The sequence below is a fragment of the Ferrovibrio terrae genome (genome assembly GCF_943371255.1).
Classification (GTDB): domain Bacteria; phylum Pseudomonadota; class Alphaproteobacteria; order Ferrovibrionales; family Ferrovibrionaceae; genus Ferrovibrio; species Ferrovibrio terrae_B.
On sequence record NZ_CALRUC010000062.1, the window covers coordinates 1 to 26,040 of the forward strand.

Here is a 26,040-nt window from a genome sequence, read left to right on the forward strand (position 1 = left end):
CCCGCGATCTGCGTCGTGGTCAGCGCCGCCACCTGCGTCGCGCTCAGCGCCTGCGCCTGGGTGGTGTCGAACGCATTCAGGTTGCTGGTACCCAGCGCCGCCAGCTGCGGGCCGGTCAGGCCCTGGATCTGCGTCGTGCCCAGCTCGGCGATATCCGTCGTGCGCAGGCCGGCGATCTGCGTCGTGGTCAGCGCGGAAATCTGCGTCGCGCTAAGCGCCTGCGTCTGCGCCGTGGTCAGGGCATTCAGGTTGCCGGTGCTCAGCGCCGCCAGCTGCGGGCCGGTCAGGCTGCCGATCTGCGTCGTGGTCAGTTCGCCGATATCGGTGGTGCGCAGCCCGGCGATCTGCGTCGTGGCCAGCGCCGCCACCTGCGTCGTGCTCAGCGCCTGCGTCTGGCTGGTGGTCAGAGCGTTCAGGGCAGCGGTGGTCAGGGCCGCCACCTGGGTACCGGCAAGCGCCGGCAGCACCGTCGTGGTCAGCGCACCGACCTGGGTCTCATTCAGCACGCCGACCTGCTGCGTCGTCAGCGCCCTCAACTGGGTGGTGCTGAAGCTGGCGATGGCGGTGGTGTCGAGCGAGGCGACCTGCGTGGTGCTGAGCGCCGCGATCTGCTGCGTCGTCAGTGCACCCAGCTGCGCGGTGGACAGCGCATCCAGCTGCGCCGTGCTCAGCGTCGCAACCTGCTGCGTCGTCAGCGCCGCCACCTGCGCCGTGCCGAGTTCAGCGATATCGCTGGTGCGCAGACCCTTGATCTGTGTTGTGGTCAGCGCGGCGATCTGCGTCGCGCCCAGTGCCTGCACCTGGCTGGTGGTCAGCGCGTTCAGGTCGGCGGTTTCCAGCGCCGCCACCTGCGTCGCCGTCAGGGCGCCGACCTGTGTCGGGCTCAGCTCGGCGATATCGCTGGTGCGCAGGCCGGCGATCTGCGTCGTGGTCAGGGCGGCGATCTGCGCCGTGCCCAGCGCCTGCACCTGGCTGGTGGTCAGCGCGTTCAGGTTGGTGGTGCTCAGCGCCGCCACCTGGGTGGTGGCCAGCGCCGACAGCGCCGTCGGGGCGAGCGCGCTCACCTGGGTCTCGGTCAGTGCGCCGATCTGCGCCGTGGTCAGCGCCTGCAGCTGTGTCGTGCTCAGGCTGGCAATCGCGCTCGCATCGAGCCCAGCGACCTGCGTGGTGGTCAGTGCCGCAACCTGCTCTGCCGTCAGCGCGCCCAGTTGCGTGGGGGCGAAGGCATCCAGCTGCGTGGTGCTGAGCGCGGCGACCTGTGTTGTCGTCAGCGCCGCTACCTGTGCCGTGCCCAGTTCAGCGATATCGCTGCTGCGCAGGCCGGCGATCTGCGTCGTGCTCAGCGCAGCGATCTGCTCGGCGCCCAGCGCCTGCACCTGCGCGGTGCTCAGTGCATTGAAGTCGGCCGTTTCCAGCGCCGCCACCTGCGTCGTGGTCAGGGCCTGCACCTGCACGGTGCTCAGCTCGGCGATATCGCTGGTGCGCAGGCCCTTGATCTGCGTCGTGGTCAGGGCAGCAACCTGCTCCGCCGTCAGCGCTTGTGCCTGGCTGGTGGTGAGCGCGTTCAGGTTGGTGGTGCTCAGCGCCGCCACCTGGGTGGTGGCCAGCGCCGACAGCGCCGTCGGGCTGAGCGCACCGATCTGGGTCTCGGTCAGCGCGCCGATCTGTTCCGTGGTCAGCGCCTGTAGCTGCGACGGGCTCAGCGCGGCGATGGCGGCCGTGCCGAGCGAGGCGACCTGCGTGGTGGTGAGCGCCGAGATCTGCTCTGTCGTCAGCGCGCCCAGCTGGGTAGGAGCGAGGGCGTCCAGCTGCGCCGTGCTCAGCGTCGCCACCTGCGTGGTGGTCAGGCTGGCGACCTGTGCCGTGCCCAGTTCACCGATATCGGTGGTCTGCAGGCCGGCGATCTGCGCCGTGGTCAGCGCCTGCACCTGCTCCGCCGACAGCGCCTGCACCTGCGCGGTGTTCAGGGCATTCAGATTGGTGGTGCTCAGCGTCGCCAGCTGCGTCGTCGTCAGGCCCTGGATCTGCGCAGTGCCTAGCTCGCCGATATCCGTGGTCTGCAGGCCGGCAATCTGCGTGGTGGTCAGCGCGGCAACCTGCTCCGCCGACAGCGCCTGCGCCTGGGCGGTGCTGAGCGCATTCAGGTCGCTGGTCTCAAGCGCGGCCAGCTGCGTCGCGGTCAGGGCGCCGATCTGCGCCGTGCTCAGCTCGGCGATATCGCCGGTGCGAAGCCCCGTGATCTGCGCGGTGGTCAGGGCCTGCACCTGCGCCGCCGACAGCGCCTGCACCTGCGTGGTGTTCAGGGCATTGAGCGCCGTGGTGGTCAGGGCCGCCACCTGGGTGGTGGCCAGCGCCGACAGCGCCGTCGGGGCGAGCGCGCCCACCTGTGTCTCGTTCAGCGCGCCGATCTGCGTCGTGCTGAGCGCCTGCAGCTGCGCCGTGCTCAGCGCGGCAATGGCGCTGGCATCCAGCGCGCCGATCTGCGTCGTGGACAGCGCGGCAACCTGCTCTGGCGTCAGCGCGCCCAGCTGCGTGGTCGACAGCGCATCCAGCTGCGCCGGGCCAAGGGCTGCAACCTGCGTGGTGGTCAGGGCAGCGATCTGCGTCGCGCCCAGCTCGGCGATATCGCCAGACTGCAGGCCCGCGATCTGCGTGGTGCTCAGCGCGGCGATCTGCGTGCTGCCCAGCGCAGCCACCTGGCCGGTGCTGAGCGCATTCAGGTTGGTGGTGCTCAGCGCCGCCAGCTGGCCGGTGGTGAGGGCGCCAACCTGCGTCGGGCTCAGTTCGGCGATATCGCTGGTCCGCAGGCCGGCGATCTGTGTGGTGCTGAACGCAGCAACCTGCTGCGTGCTCAGCGCCTGCACCTGCGTGGTGTTCAGCGCGTTGAGCGCGGTGCTGCTCAGCGCCGCCACCTGCGTGGTGGCGAGGCCGGCGATCTGCGTCGGGCTGAGGGCCGATACCTGCGTGGCGGTGAGGCCGCCGATCTGTGTCGTGGTCAGTTCGGCGAGATCGCTGGCGCGCAGGCCGGCTATCTGCGTGGTGGTGAACGCGGCAACCTGCGTGGTGCTCAGCGCCTGCACCTGCGCCGCAGTCAGCGAATTCAGCGCTGTGGTGGTGAATGCCGCGAGTTGCGTGCCGCTGAGCGCGGTCAGCCCGGTCGGCGTCAGGGCGGCGGCCTGGGTTTCGGTCAGCGCCGCGATCTGCGTCGTGCTGAGCGCCTGCAGCTCCGTCGTGGTCAGGGTGCCGATGGTCGCGGCCGCGAGCGCATCGCGCTGCGCCGCGCTCATCGCATCGAGTTGCACCCAGGTCAGCGCCCCGGCCTGCGTCACACTCAGGGCAACCAGCTGCGTGGTGCTGAGCACCCGCACCTGTGTCGTCGACAGCGCCCGCAGCTGGGCAGTGCTGAGCGCATTCACGTCGGTGGTCTCAAGCGCCGCCACCTGGGTCGCGGTGAGCGCGCTGATCTGTGCCGTGCTCAACTCGCCGATATCGGTGGTGCGCAGGCCGCGTATCTGCGTGGTGGTCAGTGCGGGAATCTGCTGCGTGGTCAGCGCCTGCACCTGGCTGGTGCCGAGCGCATTCAGGGCGGTGGTGGTCAAGGCCGCGAGCTGCGTGCCGGCGAGCGCCGTCAGCACCGTGGTGGTCAGCTCGGCCGCCTGGGTTTCCGTCAGCGATGCGAACTGATCGGCAGTCAAACGCCGTGCCTGCGTCACCGTCAGGCTGCCGATGGTCGCCAGCGCCAGGGCATCGCGCTGCGTGGTGTTCAGCGCCGTCAGCTGCCCGCTGGTCAGGGCGCCCGCCTGCGTCGCACCGAAGGCGCCAAGCTGGGTCGTGGTGAAGGCCTTGACCTGCGACACCGTCAGCGCCTGCAGCTGGGCGGCCGACAGCCCCTTCAGGTCGGAGGTTTCGATCGCCGCCACCTGCGCGGTGGTCAGGGCCTTGATCTGCGCCGTGGTCAGCTCGGCAATATCTGTGCTGCGCAACCCGGCGATCTGCGCCGTGGTCAGGCCCCGAACCTGCGTCGTCGTCAATGCCTGCGTCTGCGCGGGGTCGAAGGCGCTGAGGTTGGTCGTGCTCACAGAGCGCAGCTGCGCCGTGCTGAGTGCGCGCAACTGTCCCGTGGTCAGTTCACTGATATCCGTGGTGCGCAGGCCGGTGATCTGCGTCGTGGTCAGGGCCTTGACCTGGGAGGCGGTCAAGGCCTGCGCCTGTGCCGTATCGAGCGCGTTCAGGTTGGTGCTGCTCAGCGCCTGCACCTGCGCCGCGCCAAGCGCCTTCACCTGCGTGGTGCTGAGTTCGCCGATATCGGTGGTGCGCAGGCCCGCGATCTGCGTCGTGGTCAGGGCCTTGATCTGCGACCCGGTCAGCGCCTGTGCCTGCGCCGCGTCGAGCACATTCAGACTGGTCGTGCTCAAGGACCGCAGCTGCGCGGTGCTGAGTGCCCTGAGCTGCGTCGTGTTCAATTCACCGAGGTCGACGGTGCGCAGACCCTCGATCTGCGTCGTGGTCAGGGCCTTGATCTGCCCTCCGCCCAGCGCCTGCGTCTGCGTTGCGGTGAGCGCGTTCAGGTTGGTCGTGCTCAGCGCCCGCAACTGCGATGTGCCGAGCGCCTTGAGCTGCGTCGCGGTCAGGTCGCCGATGTCGGCGATGCGCAGGCCCGCGATCTGCGTCGTGGTCAGGGCCTTGACCTGCGAGGCGGCCAGCGCCTGCGCCTGCGTCGTGTTGAGTGCATTCAGGTTGGTGGTGCTCAGCGCGCGCAACTGCGTGGCGCCCAGCCCGGCAATCGCGGTGCCGGTCAGCGCACCGACCTGGGTTTCGCTGAACTGCCCGATCTGGGTCGTGGTCAGCCCCTTGACCTGCGCCGCATTCAGGCTGCCGATCGCCGTCGTCGTCAACGACGCGATCTGCGATGTGGTCAGGGCCTTCACCTGCGTCGCCGACAGCGCCTGCAGCTGCGCGGCATTCAGGACATTCAGATCGGAGGTCTCGAATGCCGCGATCTGCGTGGTGGTCAGCCCCTTGATCTGGGTCGATGACAGTTCAGCCACATCGTCCGAATAGAGCGCGGTGATCTGCGTCGCGGTCAGGGCGGCAATCTGTGACGCCGACAGCGCTTGCGTCCGCGAGGTATCCAGGCTGTTCAGATTGGTGGTGCTCAGGGACCGCAACTGCGGCGCCGTCAGCGCCTTCAGCTGCGTCGTGCTCAACTCGGCGATATCGGTGGTGCGCAGGCCGGCAATCTGCGTCGTGGTCAGCGCCTTCACCTGCGTCGCCGACAATACCTGGATCTGCGTCGCATCCAACGTGTTCAGGTTGGTCGTGGTCAGGGCGCGCAGCTGCGTCGCGGTCAGCGCCTTCACCTGCGCCGTGGTCAGGTCGGCAACATCGGTGGCTTCGAGCGATGCGATCTGCGTGACGGTCAGGCTGGCAACCTGCGCCGTCGTCAGCGCGCGCCGCTGCGTCGTGTCGAGCGCGTTCAGACTGGTCGTGCTCAGCGCCTGCACCTGGGCGGGCGCCAGTCCGGCAATCGCCGTGCTGGTCAGCGCACCGGCCTGGGTCTGGTTCAGCGCGCCGATCTGCGCGCCGCTCAGGCCCCGCACCTGCGTCGCGCTCAGCGCGCTGATCGCCGTCGTGGTCAGCGCGGCAACCTGTGCGGTGGTCAGTGCGCGGATCTGCGTGGCGCTCAGCGCCTGGATCTGCGCGGTATCGAATGCATTCAGGTCGGCGGTTTCGAGCGCCGCCACCTGCGAGCCGGTCAGGTTCTTGATCTGCGTGGTGGTCAGTTCCGCGATATCGGAAACCCGCAGGCCGGCGATCTGTGTGGTGGTGAGCGCGCGAATCTGGCTGCCATTCAGCGCCTGGGTCTGCGTGGTAACGAGCGCATTCAGATTGGTCGTGCTGAAGGACTGCAACTGGCCGGTCGACAGCACGGCGAGCTGCGCCGCATCAAAGACAAGCTGCGAGCTGTCGAGATAGCCGAACTGCGCGGCGGTGAGGGCTTTGACCTGCGTGGTGCGCAGCGCGTCGATCTGCGTGGAACTCAGGGTTTCGATGGCGCTCTGGGACAGTGCGGCAATCTGGGTCGACTTCAGCGACTGGATTTCGGTCGTGGCGAGTCCCTGAATCGCGGTCGTGGGCAGAGCCGCGATTTGCGTCGCCGAATAGAGGCTAATGCTGGCCACTTTGAAATTCTTCCCTAGAGCCTGCAGCACACCCCGCATGCTTTGTCAGCACCGGCCGCGCCCAATTTACGCCGCAACCAAGCGACGATTCCCACCGTGCACAGGGTCGCCCGGCACGGCCTAAAAATCCATCAAATTCTAGGGAAATTTGATATATTTTCGCAATCACTCCGGGTGCGGCCTATGGTCGCGAATCCGGACCACGGCGGATACAGCCGGGCGCCGGCGGCTCAGGCCGGGCTATCCATCACTTCCTTCACCTTGCCGGCCAACTGACTGAGCGAAAACGGCTTCGGAAGAAAGTTAACATGGGCGGATTTCGCCATATTCGTGCGCAAGCTGTCTTCAGCGTAACCAGAGATAAACAGAATTTTCAGGTCGGGCCGGCGAGTTCTGAGCTGGGCGGCCAGGCTGGGACCATCCAGGTTCGGCATCACCACATCCGAGATCAGCAGCTCGACGCGGTCGAGCTGGTCTTCCGGCAGGGCCAGAGCCTGCTCGCCCGACGCCGCCTCGATGACGGTGTAGCCCTTGTTGCGCAGCGCCCGGGCGGCAAAGGCGCGCACCGCATCCTCGTCCTCGACCAGCAGGACCAGGCCCTGGCCAGTGAGATCGCGGCTGTCGGGACGGGCATCGTCGCGGCTGGCGGGCAGATCATCGGCCGTCGGCTTGTGCCGCGGCAGGTAGAGGCGGAAGCAGGCGCCCTCGCCCGGCGCGCTTTCGACATGAATGAAGCCGCCGGTCTGCTTGATGATGCCGTAGACGGTGGACAGGCCGAGGCCGGTGCCGGCGCCGACTGCCTTGGTGGTGAAAAACGGATCGAAAATCTTGGCCATGTTTTCCGGCGCGATGCCGTGGCCGCTGTCTGTCACCTCGATCAGCACATAATCGCCGGGCGGGATCGTTTCGGTGCCGAGCTGCATCGCATACTCAAGCGCGTGGTTGAGCGTGCGGATCAGCAGTTCGCCGCCTTCGGTCATGGCATCGCGGGCATTCACCGCAAGATTGATGATCACCTGTTCAAGCTGGCCCTGGTCGACCTTGATGAGGCCGAGATCGCGGCCATGCACCATCTTCAGCGTGATGGTCTCGCCGATCAGCCGGCCGATCAGGTTGCGCAGATCGGCCAGCACATCGGTGATATCCAGCACCTTGGGCACCAGGGTCTGCTGGCGCGAGAAAGCGAGCAGCTGGCGCACCAGATTGGCGGCACGGCTGGCATTCTGCTTGATCTGCATGATATCGGCAAAGGACTGGTCACCGGGCTGATGCCGCTGCAACAGCAGGTCGCAGAAACCGATCATCGCGGTGAGCAGGTTGTTGAAGTCATGCGCGATGCCGCCGGCGAGCTGGCCGACCGCCTGCATCTTCTGGCTTTGATGGAACTGGGTCTGCAGGCTGCGCTGCTCGGTGGTATCGACCAGATAGACCAGTTGCGCCGACTGGCCGTCATCGCGTTCGGCCGAGGATGCGGCAAACACCTCCACCACGCGCTCGCGCGGACCGTCGAGCCGCACTTCCAGGGCGCGGCTGAAGGTCTCGCCGCGCCGCAGCGCGATGAGATGCCGGGTCAGCATCAGCGCATCCTCTTCGCGCACCAGGGCGGCCAGCCGCTGGCCCAGCCAGTCCTCGCGGCCGCAGAGCTGGGCGAAGGCCGCATTGGCCTCACGGATCGTGCCGGCAGAGTCGAGCACCAGGATGCCGATCGGCGCCTGGTCGAAGAAGCGGCGGAATTCGGCCTCGACCGGGCGCAGTGTGCCGCGCTGGCGCAGCTCCAGTCCCAGATCATGCACCACGGCGCTGTAGCGCAGCGGCCTGCCATCCGCATCGGGCACCATGGTCTGGCTGACGCTGACCAGCCGCAGGCCGGCACTGCTGTCATCAGTGCCATTGTCACCGGCGCCGCTTTCTGGCAGCGGCCTGAGCTTGGCTTCGCCGCCGGCCCAGTCCGGCGTCATCGCCTCGTTCTCGCGTGCCTCGCCATGGCTCAGCACATCGGCCAGCAGGAGATCGCTGCCGACCAGCTGTTCGGGCACCGTGCCAACCCAAGCCGCGAAACTGCGATTGGCAAACAGGAAGCGGCCGTCGGGCGCCACCGAATAGAGGCCGACCGGCGCGTTGTCGATAAAGGCCGCCAGCTCGTCGCGCTGCTGGCGCACCGCCACCAGGGCGGCGGCATTGTCGGCCACCTCCTGGATATCCCAGATCACCCAGTTGCGCCGGCCAGGCGCCAGCATGGCGGTGACGCGCAGCGACAACACGCCACCGGCACCGTGGATGGCAACATCCTCCTGCACCGCACGGCCGAGCGGCAGCAGGCTCTGCAGGCGGGAAATGGTCTCGGCATTGCCGATCTCGCCGCCGAGCAGCACATCGGGCGCATGGCCGCCCTCGTTGCCGAGCCGCGCCGCCAGCACGCGATAGGCCGTGTTGTCGGCCAGCAGGTCGTGGCCGCGGGTGATGGCGCGGGCAAACGGGCTTGCTTCGGCCAAGAGCCAGGCGGCACGGCGGCGCGGCGATCCGATCAGCGAAGCAAAGGACAGCGTCATGCGCTATTCGACCGTCTCGACCTTGGGGTCGTATGTGGTGTCGATGCCGTCTTTCAGCTTCATGACATAGGAGATCACCTCGGCCACGGCGCGGAAATGCTCGACCGGAATTTCCTGGTCCAGGTCGACCTTGAAGAGCGCGCGCGCCAGCGGCGGGTTCTCGACGATCGGCACCTTGTTCTCGGCGGCGATCTCACGGATGCGCTTGGCGATATTGTCGGCGCCCTTGGCCACCACGATCGGCGCCTCGGACTGGCCCTGATTGTATTTCAGCGCCACGGCAAAGTGGGTCGGGTTGGTGACCACCACGCTGGCCTGCGGCACGGCGGTCATCATGCGCTGACGCGCGCGCTGCATGCGCAACTGCCGCAGCTTGGCCTTGATCAGCGGATCGCCTTCGATTTCCTTGTATTCGTCTTTCAACTCCTGCCGGGTCATGCGCAGCTGCTGCATGTAGTTGTAGCGCTGGTAGACATAGTCAGCGATGGCGACGACGAACATGATGCCCAGCAGCGCGCCAACCACCTTGATGGTGATGGTGAGGCAGAGCGGCAGGATGACGCTGAGATCGAGATCGATCAGAACCTCAAGCTCGTCAAGCTCGGGGATCAGGATGCCGAGCAGGATGCCGCCGATAATGGCGATCTTGGCGATGTTCTTGATGAATTCGACCAGGTTCTGCAGGCCGAACATGCGCTTCAGGCCGGCCATCGGCGACAGTTTGTCCAGGCTCGGCTTGATGCGCTCGAAGGTCACGTGAATGGGATTCTGGATCATGCTGGCGGCGAAGCTGGCCAGCACGAACAGGCCCAGCACCGGCGACAACACGATGCCCAGATCCATCATCAGGTCGACGGCGATGCGCGTCAGCTGGCTGGGATCGACCGGAATCAGATGCGGTTGCGCGAAAAACACCGTGGTGGCGCCGACCACGCGGCTGGACAGCGAATCCGCCAGCATCCACAGCGCGATGGTGGCCGCCAGAAAGGTGAACCAGTAACTGATTTCCATCGACTTGGCGATGTTGCCCTTGTCGGCAGCATCGGCAAGCCGTTTCCCGGAAGGGTCTTCGGTTTTGGAGTCTGGATCAGTGTCTTCCGACATCGTCCGCTCCTAGCGCGGGGCGAGGAACTGCGCCATGTGTCCCTCGACATGCGTGGTGAATGACAGGCCGATGGCGCCGAGCGACAGGCCGAGCACGACAAAGGCCATGGCGATCTGCGGCGCCTGCATGATGAAAAAGATCTGCAGCGACGGCATCAGGCGGTTGAGCAGGCCGAGCGCCACGTTGAAGACAATGCCATAGACGATGAAGGGCGCCGCCAGCTTCATGCCCAGCGCGAAGCCGTCGGCCACCAGCCGCACGGCAGAATCGGCGAAATCGCCGAAGGACGGCGCCTGCATCGGCGGGAACAGCACATAGCTGTCGTAGGCCGCCTGCAGGCCGAGCAGGTGCAGGTCGGTGGCGAAAACCAGGCCGATGCCGAGGAAGGTCAGCGCGCTGGAGACCAGCACGCTCTGGCCGCCCTGGTTTGGATCGAAGAACATCGCCGCCGCCAGGCCGGCCTGCAGCGCGATGATGGTGCCCGCGACATGCATGGCCGACATGATCAGGCGCACCATCATGCCGAGCGCCAGGCCAAAACCCAGCTCGCTGATCACCAGGAAGGCCATATGGAAGGGCTGCGCCGGGATTGGCGGCAGGGTCGGGCCCAGGATCGGCACCACCAGGGCCGAGGTCAGCAGCGCGATGGTGAGACGGAAGCGCGACGGCACCGAGCTTTCGCCTACGGCCGGCAGCGCCATCATCGCAGCGCCCAGGCGGCAGAAGATCAGCACGAACACGTAGATATTGCCGGCGACGATCTCCTGCAGCACCGCCGGCTACTCCAGACCGGCGATGCGCAGGGCCAGCTGCTCCATGAAGCTCACCATGACGCCGATCATGAACGGCATGGTGATGACCAGGGTGCCGAAGATCGCCAGGATTTTCGGCACGAAGGTGAGCGTGGGTTCCTGCAGCTGGGTCACGGCCTGGAACAGCGAGATCACCAGGCCGATCACCAGGCTGACGATCATGGCCGGGCCTGCCACCTTGAGCAGCACCCAGATGGCTTCGCGCATAACGTCTACAACTTCGACGGCCGTCATCGATTCGGTCTCCGCCGCCGATCTTACCTGATTGTGTGCTGTTTCCCCAGCCCAAGGCGGGGGACTCAAACCGCGTTGCCCGCAAGACCCGCCCGCAGGCCGGTCAGATCGGCATGCGCAGGATTTCCTGGTAGGCGCTGATCACGCGATCGCGGATCGCCACCACGGTATCCAGGGTCATTTCGGCATTGGTCACCGCGGTCACCACATCGGTGACATCGGCCTTGCCGGACACGGCCTTGGCCGAGGTTGCCTCGGCGGTCTTCTGGGCATTGAGCGTGTCCTGCAGCGCCTCGCCCAGCATCTGGCCGAAGCCGCTGTCGCCCTTGACCTTGCCGGCATCCATGCCGCCGGCGATACCGGCCAGCCCGCCAAGCGTATTGGCAATCCGCAAGTCAGCCATGGTTTAACTCCTTCATATCCGACCGGATCAGCCGCGCAGCAGATCGACGGTCCGGTTCAGCATCGCCTTCGCCGAGTCGATGACGTTCAGGTTAGCTTCATAGGTGCGCTGGGCTTCGCGCATGTCGGCCATTTCGATCACCGACTTCACGTTCGGCATCTTCAGATAGCCGTCGGCATTGGCGGCGGGATGGCCGGGATCGTATTTCAGCTCGAAATCCGAACGGTCCTGCTGCGGCTTCTGCGCCTTCACCAGGTTGGCGCCCATGGCGCGGTCGAGCTCGGACTTGAAATTCACCACCTTGCGGCGATAGGGGTCGCTGCCCGGCGTCTTGCCCAGAGAATCGGCATTGGCCAGGTTCTCGGCAATCGTCCGCAGGCGCTCGCCCTGGGCCCGCATGCCCGAGGCAGAGATTTTCATCGCGTTCTTAAGGTCCATGCGCCGTCTCCGTCGCTGTCCGGTTAGCCCTGGCCGGTTAGCCCTGGCGGTTGCCAATCGCCTTTTTCAGCAAGCCGACCTGCTTGCGATAAAGGCTGGTCATCAAGTTATGGTCGGCCTGGTTCTCGGCAATACTCATCATCTGCTGCTCGAGATTGACCGCGTTGCCGTTCGGCGCCGTTTCGTAGTTGCCCGACTTGGCGGTTTTCCACTGCTCGCTGCCACGACCGCTGAGGCTGCGGAAATGGCCGGGCTGCGTGACCGCGGCACCGCCGGACAACTGGCTGTTGCGCACCAGTTCGCCGAAGCTGACCTGCTTGAGATCCTTCGGCTTGTAATTCGGGGTATCGGCATTGGCGACATTCTCGGCCAGCACGCGCTGACGCTCACCCAGCCAGTCCATCCGGCGGGTAATTGCCTTGAGCACGTTGATCTTGTCGAGATCCATACCGTTACCTGAAGCGGCCCGCGGCCCGGACGATCCGGACCCGGCAGGCCTTTTTGACTGGCTCGCAGGCTGACTCCCAGCCTCTAAAGATTCGGTTAACCCGGGAGCGTGGTAGGATGCCGCATCTGCTCCGCCCCATCAGCCCAGACCAGGACGCCCGTGGCCGAACCGCCTGTCAAAAACCCTGCAAAACCGCCAAAACAAAAGGCGGTGGCGCTGCGGTATGACACCGATCATGAAGATGCCCCCCGGGTGGTGGCGACCGGCGAGGGGCATATTGCCGAGCAGATCGTCAGAATTGCCCTCGATAACGGCGTCACCATCCACAAGGACTCCGACCTGGTCGAAATCCTGTCCAAGCTGGATATCGATGCCCTGATCCCGGTGGAGGCTTTCGCCGCCGTGGCGGAAATCCTCAGCTATATCTATCGCACCCAGGGCAAGACGCCCGGAGACTGAGCCACTGCCGGCGGGGTCAACCCTATCAGCTTGACCCGACTCGCCGCCGGCCACCACAGTAGCCCGCAATCACGGACCATCGGTATGGAAAACATAGACTACACCCAAGTCGCACTGGCCTTTGGCGGCCTGCTGTTGCTGCTCGCGCTGTTTTACTACGGTGCCCGCGCTCTCTCGGGCTCGACGCAGCGCGGCGGCAAATGGCGCGCCGGCCAGCGCATCGGCGTGATCGACAGCATGCCGGTGGATGGCACGCGCCGCCTGGTGCTGGTACGGCGCGACGATACCGAACATCTGCTGCTGCTCGGCACCCATGGCGACCTGGTGATCGAAGGCAATATTCCGGTGACCCAGCCGCCGGCGCGGACGGCAGGCACCGGCCAGAAGCCGGCCACCACCGCCGAAGATTCAGGCGGCTGGCCGACATTGCGCGTTCCGGGCCGTGATCCCGGCCGTGAACCAGAGGGACGTGACCGTTGATGCGCCTGTTGTTGTCGCGCCTGAATTTGCGCCCTGCCCTGCCCTATTCGCTGGGCCTCGGCCTCATCCTGCTGCTGATGCCATCCTCGCTGCTGGCGCAATCGGTCAACATCGACCTCGGCCAGGGCGGCACATTGACCGGCCGCGTCATCCAGCTGGTGGCGCTGACCACCGTACTGGCGCTGGCACCGTCGATCCTGATCGTGGTCACCAGCTTCGTGCGCATCGTCGTGGTGCTGTCGATCCTGCGCAGCGCCATGGGCACGCAGTCGACGCCGCCGAATACCGTGCTGATGAGCCTGGCGCTGTTCCTCACCTTCTTCATCATGCAGCCCTATCTGGAGCGCGCCTATAACGACGGCGTGCAGCCGCTGATCGAGGAACGGATCGACGAACGCGCCGCTTTCGACCGCTCGGTGGCACCGTTCCATGAATTCATGCGCAACCATGTGCGCGAGAAGGATCTGGCGCTGTTCTCCGGCTTCGCCAAGGTGGCGCCGCCGGCGACAGCCGAGGAAATCCCGCTGCGCGTGCTGGTGCCCGCCTTCATGATCAGCGAACTGAAACGCGCCTTCGAGATCGGCTTCCTGCTGTTCATCCCCTTCATCGTGGTCGACATGGTGGTCGCCAGCGTGCTGATGTCGATGGGCATGATGATGCTGCCGCCAGTGATGATCTCACTGCCGTTCAAGCTGATCTTCTTTGTGCTGGTGGACGGCTGGAACCTGGTCTGCGCCGCCCTGGTCGAGAGCTTCATCGCGAGATGACGGTGCGGAACCGCGTCTTTTTCAGTTGATCGCGCTCAATCCGCCGCGGGCCACGCGCTCGCGATAGCGGCTCATGAAGGCCTCGTATTGCCCGACCTGCGCAATCGTCTGCGCCAGCTGGCGCGGATCGCTGGCATTGCGCGAGACCGATGAGGACACCGCGGCGAAGGTGGCTGCATCCGGCGTATCGCGGAACTTGGCATCGTAGCGACGGCGCAGCTCGTCAAGCGCGGCAGTGTCGTTGCTGAGCGCATAGGCGACCGCAAGCTGCATCACCTGCTTGCGTTCATCGGCCGACAGCGGCGCCGGATCGGTGTCGCGATTGCCCAGCATCAGGCTGGCGACGCGGGCAAAGGCGATCCAGTCCTTGGCGCGCCAATGCAGTTCTGAGCGCAAGGCGCGGGCTTCCGGGCTCTGGTCCTGGCCGATCAGGTTGAGCGCCTCGGGGAAACGATCGAGATCGCCCAGCGCGCGCGCCTGCAGCAGGGTGCGCTCCTGCTGCACCGACGGCGACAGGTTGGCCGCCTGGGTGTTCTGCAGCGCCTTCAGTGTGGCATCGGGATTGCGGTCCAGCAGATAGACCACCGCCAGCCGCGCGCCGGCGCGGGCGCGATCCTCGCCACGCAGGCGATACTGGATCTGATGCTCGAGCAGTTCGGCCGCGCGATTGAGCAGGTCGACCGAGACCAGGCGATCGGCCAGCTTGCTGATGATTTCATCGCCCTCGGGGCCAACCGGCGTCAGCTCGCGATAGTCGTAATACAATGCCAGTGCATTCAGCGGCGGCAGCGCCTGGGCACCGCCATCGAGGAACAGCTTGGCGAATTCGTCGCTCATCTGCTTGGTCAGCAGCGGCATTTCCGGCGAACGCGGGAAGTATTTCACCAGCTGGCGGAAGGTGTTGATGCCGCCGCGCAGGTCGCCGATGGCGAATTGCAGTTCGCCCAGACGGCGCAGCAGGTTGAATTCGAACGGGCCGCCGCGCCAGGCAAAGCGCAGGCTGTCGAGCCGCTCGATGGCCTGCGTCGTGTTGACCAGCTTGCGCGCCAGCATCATCTCGGTCTTGGCGAATTCCGCCAGCGCACGCGCGCGGCGGTCGCCGCTGCCCGAGGCAAGGTCGAAATAGCGGATCGCCTCTTCCGGCTTGTTGGTCGCATCGGCCAGCAGGCCGCGAATGTAATTGCCTTCCGCCGCCTGGCCGCGGCTGAGCGTATCGCCGTCCAGGGCACGCAGTTCCGCCGTCGCTGCGGTGATGTCGCCGCCGGCAAGCCAGGACCGCGCCATAGTCAGACGCAGGGACGCACGCAGTTCGGGCGGGAATTTCGCTACCGCCGCGCCGGCCAGCGAGAAAGCCCGCCGCGCCGCCGGCCAGTCATCGCGTTCTGCCGCCAGCATGCCGCGATAGGCGAGCACGTCGGGGTCATCGTCAAAAATCTTGGAATCGAGATCATTGGCTGCGTCGGTCAGCCGGCCGATGCGCAAGTAAGCGATGCCACGCAGGGCGCGATACATCTTGTCGCGCTCCAGATCCGGCTGCTCCGCCCGCGCCTTGGCCAGAACACCGAGTGCTTCGGGCTGCATGTCGTTGGCCGAATAGAATTGCGCCAGGGCCATGCGCGCGGCCTGCCGCTGATTGGGCCCGCTCAGGCCAATGCGGCGCAGCAGATTCTCTTCCTGCTCTGAATACGACTTGCCGTCGACACGCCGCCATTCGCTGAACTGCAGGATATCGAGGGTGCCGCTTTTCGGGTCGGCACCGCGTGGCGCCGACAGGGAAAGACCGTTTGCCGAGCCGATTTCGACACCGCGCGGGAAACGGTTGATCACCAGGTTGTCGGTATGCGGCTCGATGGCAAAGCCCTGGAAGCTGGGCAGCACGCTCAACTCGATGAAATCGCGGCGGCTCAGCACGCCGCCATTGGCGCCGGCAAACGGAATGACGATCAGGCTGTCGCCGGTATCGGGGTCAGGCACGCTGATCTGCACACCGGGATCGTTGGCGGCGAAGAACAGCTTGGCGCCACCATCGGCATCGAGCTGGCGCCGCACATCGATCTCGGGGAGGCGGTTGTTCACAGTGTTGGCGTCTTCCGGCACCGCGCCCGGTGCGGTTTCCTTCGCCACCAGCTGTTCGGGCTGAATGGTGTTGATGCTGATCTGCCAGCCGGCATTGCGACGGGTGAAACTGGCCGTCGTGCCGCTGGGCACCGTGAGCCGCAGCACGGTCAGACCCGGCACCGGCAACTGTTCAACGCCATTGATGGCGCCGCCCCAGTCACGCGTGGTGATCGGCCGCAGATCGACCACGGCATTGCGGTCGAAGACCAGCCACAGCATGCCGTTGCGCAGGAAAGCGGTGACGGCCACCGGGCGGGTCCAGGGGAAATTCAGCAAGGGCCCGGTGCGGGTTGAATCGACCGATGGCACCAGCGGTTCGCCGGTGAGCCGGTCGGTGGCCGGCGCCGGCATGAACGTCCCCAGGGCCGCCGTGCCGACACCGCGCACCGGTGCCGCCAGCGGCACGCCGCTGTTGGCGACCGTGGGCACCATGGCATTGCGGTCCTGCTGCTGCCCTGCAGCGGCAGCGGCAGGTGCCGTGTTGGCCTGCGATGGCGGAGCAGCCTGCGGTGCCGATGCGGGCGCCGGCGCCGTGCCGAGTGCGGCCGGTGGCACAACGGGGGTTGGCGCGGTGGGCGCCGCAGCCATCGGTGCCGGGGTGCGCGCGGCCGGGGCCTGCGCAGTGGCAGCGGGTGTCGGTGCTGGCGTCGCTTGTGCAGGCGTCGCTGGCCGGGCTGGTTCGGGGGCCTTTGCAGCCGGAGCCGGTGCGGGCGCCGGTGTCGGAGCCTGGGCCGGCTTCTGTTCGGCGGCCTTCGGATCGGCCGCCTGGCTGACATCGAGCACAACTTTCGCGCCGTCACGCCAGGCCTTCACGCCGGCCCCTTCGCCTATGGTGAAGCTGACGATGCTGGCGCCGCCTTCGCTGCGTGCGGACAGGCCGGTGACGCCGCGCGGCGGGAATTGCACCAGCCGGCCGAGATCGATGGCAGCATTGCGCTCGAAGCGCACCGCGGCCTGACGCCCCTCGGTGCTCAAGGCGAACTCGACACGCTCGGGCCAGTCGAAGACGAGCCGGGTATAGGTGGGGTGCTCGCCGGCCCGCATCTTCACGGCGCTGGCCGCTGGCGCGGCAGCCGGTGCGGCGGGACGCGCGGCAGGCTGCTGCGTCGGTGGTGTATTCCGCTGCTCCTGGTCCTGGGCGAGGGTGGTGGTGGCCGGCGCAACAGACAAGACAAGGCCGATCGCGCCGGTCACAAGAAGACCGGCGACCCTGCCATCGAGCGCACGCCCCTGGCGAACCTGCGGCTCGCCTGACGCACTGCCTGTGCCGCGCCTCTTCGCCATACTCCCTGTCTGCACAGTTTCGGTCTGCACCGGTTCGACTGACGCAGCCGGGACTCGCATCCCGGGCTGCCAATTATAAGAGCCTGTCAGGATAAGGCGATACCGTTAACAGATTGTTCTTTCGACCAGATTGGCCCGTCTGCGGCGCCGGCAGCAGGCCGGAACGCCCTCAGAAGGGCCCCAGCACGGCCGTAAGCTTGGCGCGCAGGCCGCCGACATCGAACGGCTTCACCAGATAGCCATCGACCCTGAGCCTGCGGGCTGCCAGCACGTTCTCCGGCCGGCTCTCGGCCGTGACCAGGATGAAGGGGGTATCGGCATAAAGCGGATCGCGGCGCAGCGTGTCGAGGAAGGCGATCCCGCTCATCGGCTCCATGTTCCAGTCCGACAGGATCAGGCGATAGCGCCGCTGGTGCATCATGGTCAGCGCGGTGACCGGATCGCCGGCGGTATCGATGTCGCGAAAACCCAGGTCGCGGAGCTGCTTGGCCACGATCGCCAGCATGGTGCGGTGATCATCGACCACCAGAATCGGCATGGACCAGTCAAAAGCCATCCCGATGGCTTAGCCCAGCCGCGTGAGAAAACCTAGCCGAACAGATTGAGCAGATAGCTCTGCGAGCCGACACCGCTGCTGCCGGTATCCTTGAAGGTCAGGTAGCGTATGACCAGCTTCTCGACCTCGCCCTTGTCTTCCTTCAGGGCCTTGACGTCGACGCGCCGTTCCAGCGCCGTCACCTGGCTGTCGACTTCCTGATAGGCCAGTTCCTGCGGGATGTTGTTGGCCACGGTGACAACTTCGCGCAGCACCGCATCGCCCAGCAGCTGCACGGTCATGCTCACATCCTTGATGCGGCGGGCGAACTCGATGGCGGCGCGCACGCCCGGCGCCTGCTCGTCGAGATGCCGCTCATAGGCGAGGCGTTCATAGCGCGTGACCATGTCCTGGGTGGTGGAGCCGAGCTTCAGCTTGACCACGCCCGCGAAAGGCAGGCTGAGATCCTTGGCCAGCTGCTGATAGCGCGGATCCTGGAACCGGTTGGCCAGCGAGTTGACGTCGCTCAGATCGCTTTCGAGAATCTTGCGGATCTTGCCGGGATACTGTTCCTCGCCGGCAAGGCCATAGGAATTCAGAATAAACTTCAGCAGGCGATGATTCTTGCTGTCGAACAGGTCATCGACCGTTTTGATGCCGTCAATGTTTTCCTTGTAGTACACGGCCTCCAGCTGCACATCGCTGCGCTCGCGGAATTTCTGGTATTCCGTGCTTTCGAACTCGTAGACCGCATTGACGCTGGATTTCTCCGGCGGCTTCTGCTCCTGCAGCAGCGCCTTGGTCTGCGAGGTGGCGTAGGACCGGGCATCACCCTCGGCCAGGCCGATGCTTTGCACCAGCTTGTTGTCGGTCGCCGGCACGGCCGGCGTGTCGGTCAACACCGCCTTGCCATTCAGATCGATCACCAGGCCACGCAGTTTGGCGAGGCTCGCCGGCAGCGGCGGCGAACCGGTGCCATCATTGACCAGCTTACCATCGGGGTCGTAGCCGATGGCATTGCCATCGACATCGTACTGATCGCCGGTGGCGCCGAAATTGTACTTCTTGGCCAGCTCGACTTCCTTCAGCGTGCCCAGGCGCGCCGCCGAATTCGGGTCGTTGAGATCACTGAGCAGGATATCGCGCAGCTTCTGGCGATTATTGAGATACAGATCGCCGAAGCCGTTGCCGTAAGCCAGTACCTTGAGGAAGCGGTCGTCGTTGACCAGCTCGGCAGAGGTCGCCGCCGTGGCTGCGCGGTTCTTGTAGTAGACCGTGTCGTTCTGAACCTGCGCGTTCTGCTCTTTGTATTGCTTGTTGCGCAGGCGCACGGCAGCATTGTTGAAGTCGCGCGTAATCTCGGCCGCCTTTTCCTTGGCGGTCTCGGTTTCATCGCCTTGCGCGTTTTGCTCGGCAAGTTTCTGCAGCTTCTTGTACATCGCCATCGGCGATACGGTCGCCGAACTGGGCGTTGCACCGGACAGAAGCGCAGTGAGATCGATAGCCATCCTTGCTCGCCTCCTGCGGCAGTGGTGATGGTGTGCCGAACCTATTCTGGGCTGGCACGCTTGAAATATCTGGCAACAATTTTACCACGGATACCGGGCGGGGCAATACCGGCTTTTGCCTGCCGGAACAACGCGTTAACCTTCAATTAACCGTGTTCTCAGCCGCCCGTGCCCGCGCGCGGTGCCGGCGCCGCCCCAGCGGCAGGCGCGCGTTGCGCCCCGGCCGGTGCCGCTGCTGCAGCCGGCGGCGCCTGCAACTGGCTTTCCGCGCCGGCACGCACGCTCGGCGGAATCTGCTTGCGGGTTGCCAGCCGCACCGTGAGATCCTGCGCGGTGGCCGGCGCCATATCCGCCAGCACCAGTGCCAGCTTGGCTTCCTTCATCCGCTCGACCACGCCGAGCAGGATATTCGGCTCCAGCTTCTCGAAGATGCGCGCGGCATCCTTGGGCTTCATATTCTCATAGACCTTCACCAGGCCCTGCAGGTTCTGCTCTTCCTGCTTGTCGTACTGCTGCACGATCTGCTTGATGCTGGCTTCCAGCTTCTTCAATTCGGCGATGCGGTCATCCAGCCGCTTCTCGGCGGCGCCCAGCAGGCTTTCGCGCAGATCGATCTCGCGGCCGCGCTGTTCGATCTGGTCGCGACGCTGCGCCAGATTGGCGAGCAGATCGATTTCCGCGCGGGTGAACGTGGTCGGATCCTTCTCCGCCAGCGACTGGATCGTGGCCGAGCCCGGACGCGGCGCCATCGACTGCGGCGATTGTGCCGCCGGCTGACCGGCGGCCGGTGCCGGGGCCGTCTGCTGCGGCGGCGCGGGAGCCTGCGCCATCTGTTGCGGTGCCGGCTGCTGTTGCGGTGTCAGTTGTGTCGGCTGGCCGGTCTGCTGTTGTCCGGTCTGCTGCTGCGCGCCGGCCGGCGTGACGAAAAGCTCACCCCTGCCCTGCCACAATGCGCCGATCTTAAGGCCGAGCAGCAAAGCCACGGCCAGAATCGTCAAGGGCAGCACACGCACGCGACTGGCCAGACTGCGACGCGCGCTGGTTCCTGCCACCGGCGACCGCGACGCGGCAATGTTCATCGCGCCTGCCTCAGGGCCATCAGCAACTCACGCTCGGCCTCGGAGCGCGGTTCGATCTTGAAATTGCGTGCATCACCTGCCGGAGCCGCGCCGGCAGCGGGCCGCTTCGGCGGGAATGGCGTCACCGGCGTCTGCGCCTGACCGCGCGCGACGGGTTCGGCCTTGCGCTCCATCGTCGCACGGTCCATCACGCGATCCATCGGCGTGCGCTCACCCGGGGTGCGGTCCTGGCGTGCGCTGCGGTTGCTGCTGGCCTCGCCGGCCAGGCGATCGGCCAGACGATCCGCCGTTTCGATCATGAAGCCAAGCTCCTCGCGCAGCGTCTTGGCCTGCTTCATGCGCTCTTCATGGGCGGTATCGGCGGTGGCCGATGCGGTCTTGAGTTCGGTCATGCCATGGCGCGCCTTGGCCAGCGCCTTGTCGAAATCGCCGATCAGGCGGCGCATTTCTTCCTGGTTGGCACGCAGATTGCCCAGCCGGCGATTCAGCACCAGAGAAATGCCGAGCGTCACCAGCAGCAGAACGGCCACAACAATTTCAACCATCATGGTCAGCGTCATCACACACCTCCCAGGTTCTTGAGCGTCCGGTCTATCTTGACGGCGATATTGTTGCCCATGCGGCCCATGCGGCCTTCAACCATGGAGATGCCGCCGCAGCGCATCATAATCACAGATTCCGGCGTGGCATTGAACATAATGGTTTTGCCCACCTCCAGGTTCATCACCTGGCCCAGTGTCATCACCTGTTCGTCCAGCACAGCTTCGATTTCCACATCGGTGGACCACAATTCGGTCGCCAAGTGGTTTTCCCAGATCGAGTCACGGCCGAACTTCTCGCCCATGAACATCTGCAGCAGAAGTTCGCGGACCGGCTCGAGCGTGGCATAGGGCAGCAGCAGCTCAAGACGGCCGCCGCGATCCTCCATGTCCACACGCAGGCGGGCAAGAATTGCCGCATTGGCCGGGCGGGCGATGGTGGCGAAGCGCGGGTTGGTCTCGATGCGGTCGTAGGAGAAGTTAACCGGCGCCAGCGGCTCGAAGGCGGCGCGCATGTCGTCGAGCACCACGTTGACCATGCGCTCGACCAGGTTGCGCTCGATGGTCGTATACGGACGACCTTCGATGCGCATCGCCGCCGTACCGCGGCGACCGCCGAGCAGCACGTCGACGATAGAATAGATGAGCGAGCTGTCGACGGTCAGCAGGCCATAGTTGTCCCACTCCACCGCGCGAAAGACGCTGAGGATGGCCGGCAGCGGGATCGAGTTCAGGTAATCGCCGAAACGGATGGAGGTAATATTGTCGAGCGAGACTTCGACGGTATCCGAGGTGCAATTGCGCAAGCTGGTGGTCATCAGACGCACCAGGCGGTCGAACACCACCTCGAGCATCGGCAGACGTTCGTAGGAAACCAGCGCGCTGTTGATGATGGCGCGGATGCCCGCGCGGTCTGATTCTTCTTCTACGGACGCATCGAAGCCTAAAAGACTGTCGATTTCGTCCTGATTCAGAATCCTGGTGGAGCCGCCGGCCTCATCGCCGCCGTCGCCGCCGGCCCATTCGGCGCCGCCGTCTTCGGGATTATCCGCCATGGACGCCTCGTGTGATCACTGGATCAACATTTCCTTGAACAGCACGTCATTGATCTTGAGCGGTGCCACCGCCTGGTTGACGCGAATCAGCAGTTCTTCCTTCAGCCGGTACAGGCCGGCCGACCCCACCAGATCGTCCGGGCGCAGTTCGCGCAGGTAGATCTGGAAATTGTCGATCACGCGCGGCAGCAGTTCGTTCAGCTTCGGCGTCGACAGCGGGTCATTATGCTCCAGCGACACCTTCAGCTTCAGATAGGACGCCTGCCGGCCGGTGGAATTCAGGTTCACCAGAATATCGGGCAGATCATAGAAGACTGTCACCTTGGGGAGTTCGGGCTTGACCTCGGCTTCCTCGGTCTTGCCGGCGAACAAGAAGAAATAGGCCGCGCCGCCGCCGCCCACGAGCAGCAGCAGGACCAGGACAGCCGCAACGATCACGATTGCCCGTTTGCCGCGCTTCTTTGGTGCGCCTTCGCCTTCGCCTTCGCCCTGGCCTTCGGTGTCGTCACTCATGCCTGCCACACATCCCTGGCACCAGAATCCGGCGTCTGCCGGTTCACTCCGGATGCCATTGGTAAGGGCCCACAGTTAACACTTTGTCAAAGGCCGGCAGTTTTTGCCGGGTTTGGTCCGCCCCGCCCCGGTCAAAAACCGCCGGGTTGCCGGAAAATTGAAAATAAATGGCCGTTTTCCGGTTAAAACTAAACTGGCACGCTGCCTGCAATACTACCGGCAACAACGGCTAACCGCGAGTTTCGTGTCATGGAAAATACCACTTACATCGGTCTTTCGCGCCTGTCGGGCATGCGTCGCCAGATGGATGTGCTCGCCAACAACATGGCGAACATGAATTCGAACGCCTACAAGGGCGAGCGGGTGATGTTCGAGGAATACCTCAAGGGCCCGAACGCCAAGGAAAAGACCAGCTTCGTCAACGACTGGGCCGTGCTGCGCGATTTCCGCGCCGGCAAGCTGGAGCAGACCGGCAACACCTTCGATTTCGCCATCAGCGGCAGCGGCTACCTCACAGTCGATACCCCGCAGGGTCGCCGCTACACCCGCGACGGCCATCTGCGTCTGGATGCCGACCGCCGCCTGGTGACCTCGGGCGGCCATCCGGTTCTGGATAACCGCGGCCGCGACATCATCATCCCCGATGGTCAGGGCACCCCGGCCATGGCCGTGGATGGCGCGCTGAATGTCGGCCAGCAGCAGGTCGCCAAGATCGACCTGGTGAACTTCCAGAACGAACAGGAATTGCGCAAGACCGCCCAGGGCCTGTTCGCAACCACGCAGGACACCATCGATGCCCCGGCCACCACCACGCTGGTGCAGGGCATGCTGGAAGCCTCGAACATCGAGCCGATCGTCGAAATGACCAACATGATCAATCTGCTGCGCCAGTACCAGGGCACGCAGAACCTGATCGACGGCGAGAACGATCGCCTCAAGCAAGCCATCCAGCGGCTCGGCCGCCAGAATTAATGAATTGACGGACCAGGAGACCTAGATCATGCGTTCGCTCAGCACCGGTGCCACCGGCATGATGGCTCAACAGCTCAATGTTGAAGTCATCTCGAACAATATCGCCAACATGAGCACGACCGGCTTCAAACGCCAGCGCGCCGAGTTCCAGGATCTGCTGTATCAGAATATGCGGCGCCCGGGTTCGACCTCGTCGGATGCCAACACGATCGTGCCCTCGGGCATCCAGATCGGTGTCGGCGTGCGCACCGCCGGCGTCTACCGTATTCATGAACAGGGCAACCTGACCACCACGGGCAACACCTACGATCTTGCCATCAGCGGCAAGGGCTACTTCCAGGTCACGCTGCCGTCTGGCGAAACCTCGTATACCCGCGCCGGTTCGTTCCAGGTCAATGCCCAGGGCCAGCTCGTCACCGTCGACGGCTACCTGCTCAATCCGGCCATCACCGTGCCGCAGGGTGCGCTGTCGGTGAATATCGACGCCACCGGCATCGTGGAAGCGCGCATCGCGGGCCAGACCAATGCCCAGCAGCTCGGCCAGATCCAGCTCGCCACCTTCGTCAACGAGGCGGGCCTGGAAGCGACCGGCGACAATCTGTTCCTTGAAACCGCCGCTTCGGGTCAGGCCACCGTGGGTAATCCGAATGCCGTCGGCTTCGGTGTGCTGCGCCAGGGTTACGTCGAAACCTCGAACGTCAATCCGGTGCAGGAAATCACCAACCTGATCACCGCGCAGCGCGCCTACGAAATGAATTCCAAGATCATCACCGCTTCGGACGAAATGCTGCAGACCGCAACCCGCCTGCGGTAACGGCTTAACGCGTATCACGGAGACCGACCATGGCCTCGCTTCGCACTCTTCTTCTCGCCGGCATCACAGCTGTCACGCTGGCGCTGCCGATCGTTCCTGCCCAGCCGGTTTCGGCGCAGACCAAGGTGGCCTCGATTGGTGCCGTGCGCGTGATCGGCGAACGCGAAATCGGCCGCCGCATCGCCGAGATGGTGCAGCAGCGCAATGGTGGCCGCCCCGTGGAAATCCACTTCCACGGCATGGGCAACGAGATCGAGGTGCCGGCCTCCGCGACCTCGGCCTTCCAGGTCGACGCCTTCTCCTACGATCAGCGCAGCGGCCGCTTCTATGCCACCGTGTCGAGCAACGCCAGCACCGAAACGCTGAAGCTGAGCGGCCGGGCCCAGGCCGTGGAAGCCATCCCGGTGCTGAAAAGCCGCATTGCCACCGGCCAGGTGATCAACCGCAATGACGTGGAATGGCTGCAGGTGCCGGCCCATCGCTATGGTGCCGGCTATATCGACCGCATCGAAGAGCTGGTCGGCCAGACGCCGCGCCGCGCGCTGGCCGCCGGCCTGCCGATCCGCAGTTCCGATATCGGCCGGCCGGAAGCCATCACCAAGAACGGCCTGGTCACCATGGTGGCGCAGGTGCCGGGCATGACCATCACCACCACCGGCCGTGCCATGGAGGCCGGCAGCATCGGCGACGTGGTCCAGGTGATGAACCTGCAGAGCAAGCGCACGATCCAGGCGACCGTGACCGGCATGAACCTGGTGCAGGTTGTCACCGCACCCAGCATCATTGCCTCGAATTGATTGACGCGTTGAGAAGGACACCCGCCATGACCCGCCATCCCCCCTCTTCGCTCGCCGCGCTACTGCGGATCGCAGCCACCGCCGGCCTCGCCCTCTCGCTGGGCGCCTGTGGCAACCTGAGCCGCCTGGGCGATATCGGCTCGGCGCCGCCGCTGAGCAAGATCGACAACCCGACCGAAGCGCGCGACTACCGCCCGGTCAGCCTGCCGATGCCGTCGCCGGAAGTGACGCCGCGCCATGCCAATTCGCTGTGGCGGCCGGGTGCACGCCAGTTCTTCAAGGATCCGCGCGCCACCAAGGTGGGCGACATCCTGACGGTGAATATCAACATCCAGGAACGCGCCCAGCTGCAGAACGACACCACGACCTCGCGCGACAACAGCGAGACGCAGGGCCTGCCAAACTTCCTCGGCCTCGAGGCTGCGCGTGATGGTGTCGGCGGTGTGCTGACCAACCAGGGTGCGCCCTCGGCAATGAACAAGGTGTTCCGCAACATCGACCCGGCAAACATGGTCACCATGAATTCCACCTCGCAGGTGCAGGGCAAGGGCCAGGTGAACCGCCAGGAGCAGATCACCCTGGTGGTGGCCGCGCTGGTCACCCAGGTGCTGCCGAACGGCAATCTTGTCGTGCAGGGCCGCCAGGAAGTCCGCGTGAACAACGAAGTGCGTGAGCTGATGATCCAGGGCATCGTGCGGCCGGAAGACATCACCGCCACCAACACGGTCGTGCATACCCAGATGGCCGAAGCGCGCATCGCCTACGGCGGTCGCGGTCAGCTGACCGACGTGCAGCAGGGCCGCTGGGGCCAGCAGATCTACGACATCATCTTCCCCTTCTAAGACACGAAAGGGATTTTCCGCCCCGCCCGAAGTTCGGGCACGCCAGAAAGCGCGTCAGGATCGCAGGATGCGAACCGCGGCAAAACGCCAGGGGCGAGAGCAAACGC

Annotated in this window: 22 protein-coding genes; 7 read left to right on the forward strand and 15 right to left on the reverse strand. The window is 65.3% G+C overall.

Going from position 1 to position 26,040, the window contains the following annotated elements; translation table 11 throughout:
* The 8 genes from AAG799_RS13760 to flgB all read right to left on the reverse strand — a co-directional run.
* Positions 1–6,182 (reverse strand): hypothetical protein (locus AAG799_RS13760; protein ID WP_341896812.1); only part of this gene is annotated, 6,182 nt, incomplete at its 3' end.
* 230 nt (positions 6,183–6,412) lie between these two features.
* Positions 6,413–8,731, reverse strand: a complete 2,319-nt coding sequence (locus tag AAG799_RS13765; protein WP_341896814.1) for an ATP-binding protein — start codon at positions 8,729–8,731, stop codon at positions 6,413–6,415.
* A gap of 3 nt (positions 8,732–8,734) precedes the next feature.
* Positions 8,735–9,835 carry a flagellar biosynthesis protein FlhB gene (gene flhB, locus AAG799_RS13770; protein WP_341896816.1) on the reverse strand — a complete coding sequence of 367 codons (1,101 nt, stop codon included), beginning with the start codon at positions 9,833–9,835 and terminating at the stop codon, positions 8,735–8,737.
* Between the two features lie 9 nt (positions 9,836–9,844).
* Entirely contained in the window at positions 9,845–10,609 is a 765-nt protein-coding gene (gene fliR / locus AAG799_RS13775) for a flagellar biosynthetic protein FliR (protein WP_341896818.1), read from the reverse strand.
* Positions 10,610–10,615: 6 nt separating this feature from the next.
* On the reverse strand, positions 10,616–10,882 hold the full coding sequence (gene fliQ / locus AAG799_RS13780; RefSeq protein WP_341896820.1) for a flagellar biosynthesis protein FliQ: 267 nt from the start codon (positions 10,880–10,882) through the stop codon (positions 10,616–10,618).
* A gap of 103 nt (positions 10,883–10,985) precedes the next feature.
* Positions 10,986–11,285, reverse strand: a complete 300-nt coding sequence (gene fliE / locus AAG799_RS13785) for a flagellar hook-basal body complex protein FliE (RefSeq protein WP_341896821.1) — start codon at positions 11,283–11,285, stop codon at positions 10,986–10,988.
* A gap of 27 nt (positions 11,286–11,312) precedes the next feature.
* Positions 11,313–11,723 carry a flagellar basal body rod protein FlgC gene (gene flgC / locus AAG799_RS13790; protein WP_341896824.1) on the reverse strand — a complete coding sequence of 137 codons (411 nt, stop codon included), beginning with the start codon at positions 11,721–11,723 and terminating at the stop codon, positions 11,313–11,315.
* 37 nt (positions 11,724–11,760) lie between these two features.
* Positions 11,761–12,171 (reverse strand): flagellar basal body rod protein FlgB, encoded by a 411-nt coding sequence (gene flgB / locus AAG799_RS13795; protein ID WP_341896826.1) that lies wholly within the window; start codon positions 12,169–12,171, stop codon positions 11,761–11,763.
* 159 nt (positions 12,172–12,330) lie between these two features.
* On the opposite strand from flgB, the gene AAG799_RS13800 reads away from it, so the two are divergent.
* The 3 genes from AAG799_RS13800 (at position 12,331) to fliP (ending at position 13,877) form a co-directional block, all read left to right on the forward strand.
* Entirely contained in the window at positions 12,331–12,630 is a 300-nt protein-coding gene (locus AAG799_RS13800) for an EscU/YscU/HrcU family type III secretion system export apparatus switch protein (protein ID WP_341896828.1), read from the forward strand.
* An 84-nt stretch (positions 12,631–12,714) separates the two neighbouring features.
* Positions 12,715–13,110 carry a flagellar biosynthetic protein FliO gene (locus AAG799_RS13805; protein ID WP_341896829.1) on the forward strand — a complete coding sequence of 132 codons (396 nt, stop codon included), beginning with the start codon at positions 12,715–12,717 and terminating at the stop codon, positions 13,108–13,110.
* The gene (gene fliP, locus AAG799_RS13810; protein WP_341896831.1) at positions 13,110–13,877 is read left to right on the forward strand and encodes a flagellar type III secretion system pore protein FliP; all 768 of its coding nucleotides are present in this window, start codon (positions 13,110–13,112) and stop codon (positions 13,875–13,877) included. Before AAG799_RS13805 ends, fliP begins: the two co-directional genes overlap by 1 nt.
* Before the next feature lie 21 nt (positions 13,878–13,898).
* Here the strand turns inward: fliP and AAG799_RS13815 are convergent, their stop codons facing one another.
* The 7 genes from AAG799_RS13815 to AAG799_RS13845 all read right to left on the reverse strand — a co-directional run bounded on the left by AAG799_RS13815 (position 13,899) and on the right by AAG799_RS13845 (position 22,508).
* Positions 13,899–17,279, reverse strand: a complete 3,381-nt coding sequence (locus AAG799_RS13815; RefSeq protein WP_341896833.1) for a hypothetical protein — start codon at positions 17,277–17,279, stop codon at positions 13,899–13,901.
* A 169-nt stretch (positions 17,280–17,448) separates the two neighbouring features.
* Positions 17,449–17,817 (reverse strand): response regulator, encoded by a 369-nt coding sequence (locus AAG799_RS13820; protein WP_341896835.1) that lies wholly within the window; start codon positions 17,815–17,817, stop codon positions 17,449–17,451.
* 50 nt (positions 17,818–17,867) lie between these two features.
* Positions 17,868–19,322 (reverse strand): DUF1217 domain-containing protein, encoded by a 1,455-nt coding sequence (locus tag AAG799_RS13825; protein WP_341896837.1) that lies wholly within the window; start codon positions 19,320–19,322, stop codon positions 17,868–17,870.
* Positions 19,323–19,480: 158 nt separating this feature from the next.
* Positions 19,481–20,401: a hypothetical protein gene (locus tag AAG799_RS13830; RefSeq protein WP_341896839.1), complete on the reverse strand. Its 921-nt coding sequence runs from the start codon at positions 20,399–20,401 to the stop codon at positions 19,481–19,483.
* Positions 20,398–20,961 (reverse strand): DUF6468 domain-containing protein, encoded by a 564-nt coding sequence (locus AAG799_RS13835; protein ID WP_341896841.1) that lies wholly within the window; start codon positions 20,959–20,961, stop codon positions 20,398–20,400. Before AAG799_RS13835 ends, AAG799_RS13830 begins: the two co-directional genes overlap by 4 nt.
* Complete coding sequence (fliM, locus tag AAG799_RS13840) at positions 20,961–21,995, reverse strand: flagellar motor switch protein FliM (protein WP_341896843.1); 1,035 nt, start codon at positions 21,993–21,995, stop codon at positions 20,961–20,963. The genes AAG799_RS13835 and fliM overlap by 1 nt, the downstream gene beginning before the upstream one ends.
* Positions 21,996–22,010: 15 nt before the next feature.
* Entirely contained in the window at positions 22,011–22,508 is a 498-nt protein-coding gene (locus AAG799_RS13845; protein WP_341896844.1) for a flagellar basal body-associated FliL family protein, read from the reverse strand.
* Positions 22,509–22,757: 249 nt separating this feature from the next.
* Between AAG799_RS13845 and flgF the strand changes: the two genes are divergently transcribed.
* From flgF to flgH, 4 genes are read left to right on the forward strand one after another with little or no spacing between them, the layout of a single operon-like run.
* On the forward strand, positions 22,758–23,480 hold the full coding sequence (gene flgF / locus AAG799_RS13850) for a flagellar basal-body rod protein FlgF (protein WP_341896846.1): 723 nt from the start codon (positions 22,758–22,760) through the stop codon (positions 23,478–23,480).
* Positions 23,481–23,508: 28 nt separating this feature from the next.
* Entirely contained in the window at positions 23,509–24,294 is a 786-nt protein-coding gene (gene flgG / locus AAG799_RS13855) for a flagellar basal-body rod protein FlgG (protein ID WP_341896848.1), read from the forward strand.
* Positions 24,295–24,323: 29 nt separating this feature from the next.
* On the forward strand, positions 24,324–25,091 hold the full coding sequence (gene flgA, locus AAG799_RS13860) for a flagellar basal body P-ring formation chaperone FlgA (protein WP_341896850.1): 768 nt from the start codon (positions 24,324–24,326) through the stop codon (positions 25,089–25,091).
* Between the two features lie 26 nt (positions 25,092–25,117).
* Positions 25,118–25,933 (forward strand): flagellar basal body L-ring protein FlgH, encoded by an 816-nt coding sequence (gene flgH / locus AAG799_RS13865; protein ID WP_341896852.1) that lies wholly within the window; start codon positions 25,118–25,120, stop codon positions 25,931–25,933.
* Positions 25,934–26,040 lie beyond the last annotated feature (107 nt).

Excerpts from the sequence above, each read along its gene's own strand:
- AAG799_RS13845 (WP_341896844.1), bottom strand. The coding sequence starts at position 22,508 with ATGAGTGACGACACCGAAGGCCAGGGCGAAGGCGAAGGCGAAGGCGCA.
- flgC (WP_341896824.1), bottom strand. The coding sequence starts at position 11,723 with ATGGACCTTAAGAACGCGATGAAAATCTCTGCCTCGGGCATGCGGGCC.
- fliQ (WP_341896820.1), bottom strand. The coding sequence starts at position 10,882 with ATGACGGCCGTCGAAGTTGTAGACGTTATGCGCGAAGCCATCTGGGTG.
- flgF (WP_341896846.1), top strand. The coding sequence starts at position 22,758 with ATGGAAAATACCACTTACATCGGTCTTTCGCGCCTGTCGGGCATGCGT.
- AAG799_RS13815 (WP_341896833.1), bottom strand. The coding sequence starts at position 17,279 with ATGGCGAAGAGGCGCGGCACAGGCAGTGCGTCAGGCGAGCCGCAGGTT.
- AAG799_RS13805 (WP_341896829.1), top strand. The coding sequence starts at position 12,715 with ATGGAAAACATAGACTACACCCAAGTCGCACTGGCCTTTGGCGGCCTG.
- flgB (WP_341896826.1), bottom strand. The coding sequence starts at position 12,171 with ATGGATCTCGACAAGATCAACGTGCTCAAGGCAATTACCCGCCGGATG.
- AAG799_RS13765 (WP_341896814.1), bottom strand. The coding sequence starts at position 8,731 with ATGACGCTGTCCTTTGCTTCGCTGATCGGATCGCCGCGCCGCCGTGCC.
- flhB (WP_341896816.1), bottom strand. The coding sequence starts at position 9,835 with ATGTCGGAAGACACTGATCCAGACTCCAAAACCGAAGACCCTTCCGGG.
- flgG (WP_341896848.1), top strand. The coding sequence starts at position 23,509 with ATGCGTTCGCTCAGCACCGGTGCCACCGGCATGATGGCTCAACAGCTC.
- AAG799_RS13820 (WP_341896835.1), bottom strand. The coding sequence starts at position 17,817 with ATGCCGATTCTGGTGGTCGATGATCACCGCACCATGCTGGCGATCGTG.
- fliM (WP_341896843.1), bottom strand. The coding sequence starts at position 21,995 with ATGGCGGATAATCCCGAAGACGGCGGCGCCGAATGGGCCGGCGGCGAC.
- flgH (WP_341896852.1), top strand. The coding sequence starts at position 25,118 with ATGACCCGCCATCCCCCCTCTTCGCTCGCCGCGCTACTGCGGATCGCA.
- fliE (WP_341896821.1), bottom strand. The coding sequence starts at position 11,285 with ATGGCTGACTTGCGGATTGCCAATACGCTTGGCGGGCTGGCCGGTATC.
- AAG799_RS13835 (WP_341896841.1), bottom strand. The coding sequence starts at position 20,961 with ATGACGCTGACCATGATGGTTGAAATTGTTGTGGCCGTTCTGCTGCTG.
- AAG799_RS13830 (WP_341896839.1), bottom strand. The coding sequence starts at position 20,401 with ATGAACATTGCCGCGTCGCGGTCGCCGGTGGCAGGAACCAGCGCGCGT.
- AAG799_RS13825 (WP_341896837.1), bottom strand. The coding sequence starts at position 19,322 with ATGGCTATCGATCTCACTGCGCTTCTGTCCGGTGCAACGCCCAGTTCG.
- fliP (WP_341896831.1), top strand. The coding sequence starts at position 13,110 with ATGCGCCTGTTGTTGTCGCGCCTGAATTTGCGCCCTGCCCTGCCCTAT.
- flgA (WP_341896850.1), top strand. The coding sequence starts at position 24,324 with ATGGCCTCGCTTCGCACTCTTCTTCTCGCCGGCATCACAGCTGTCACG.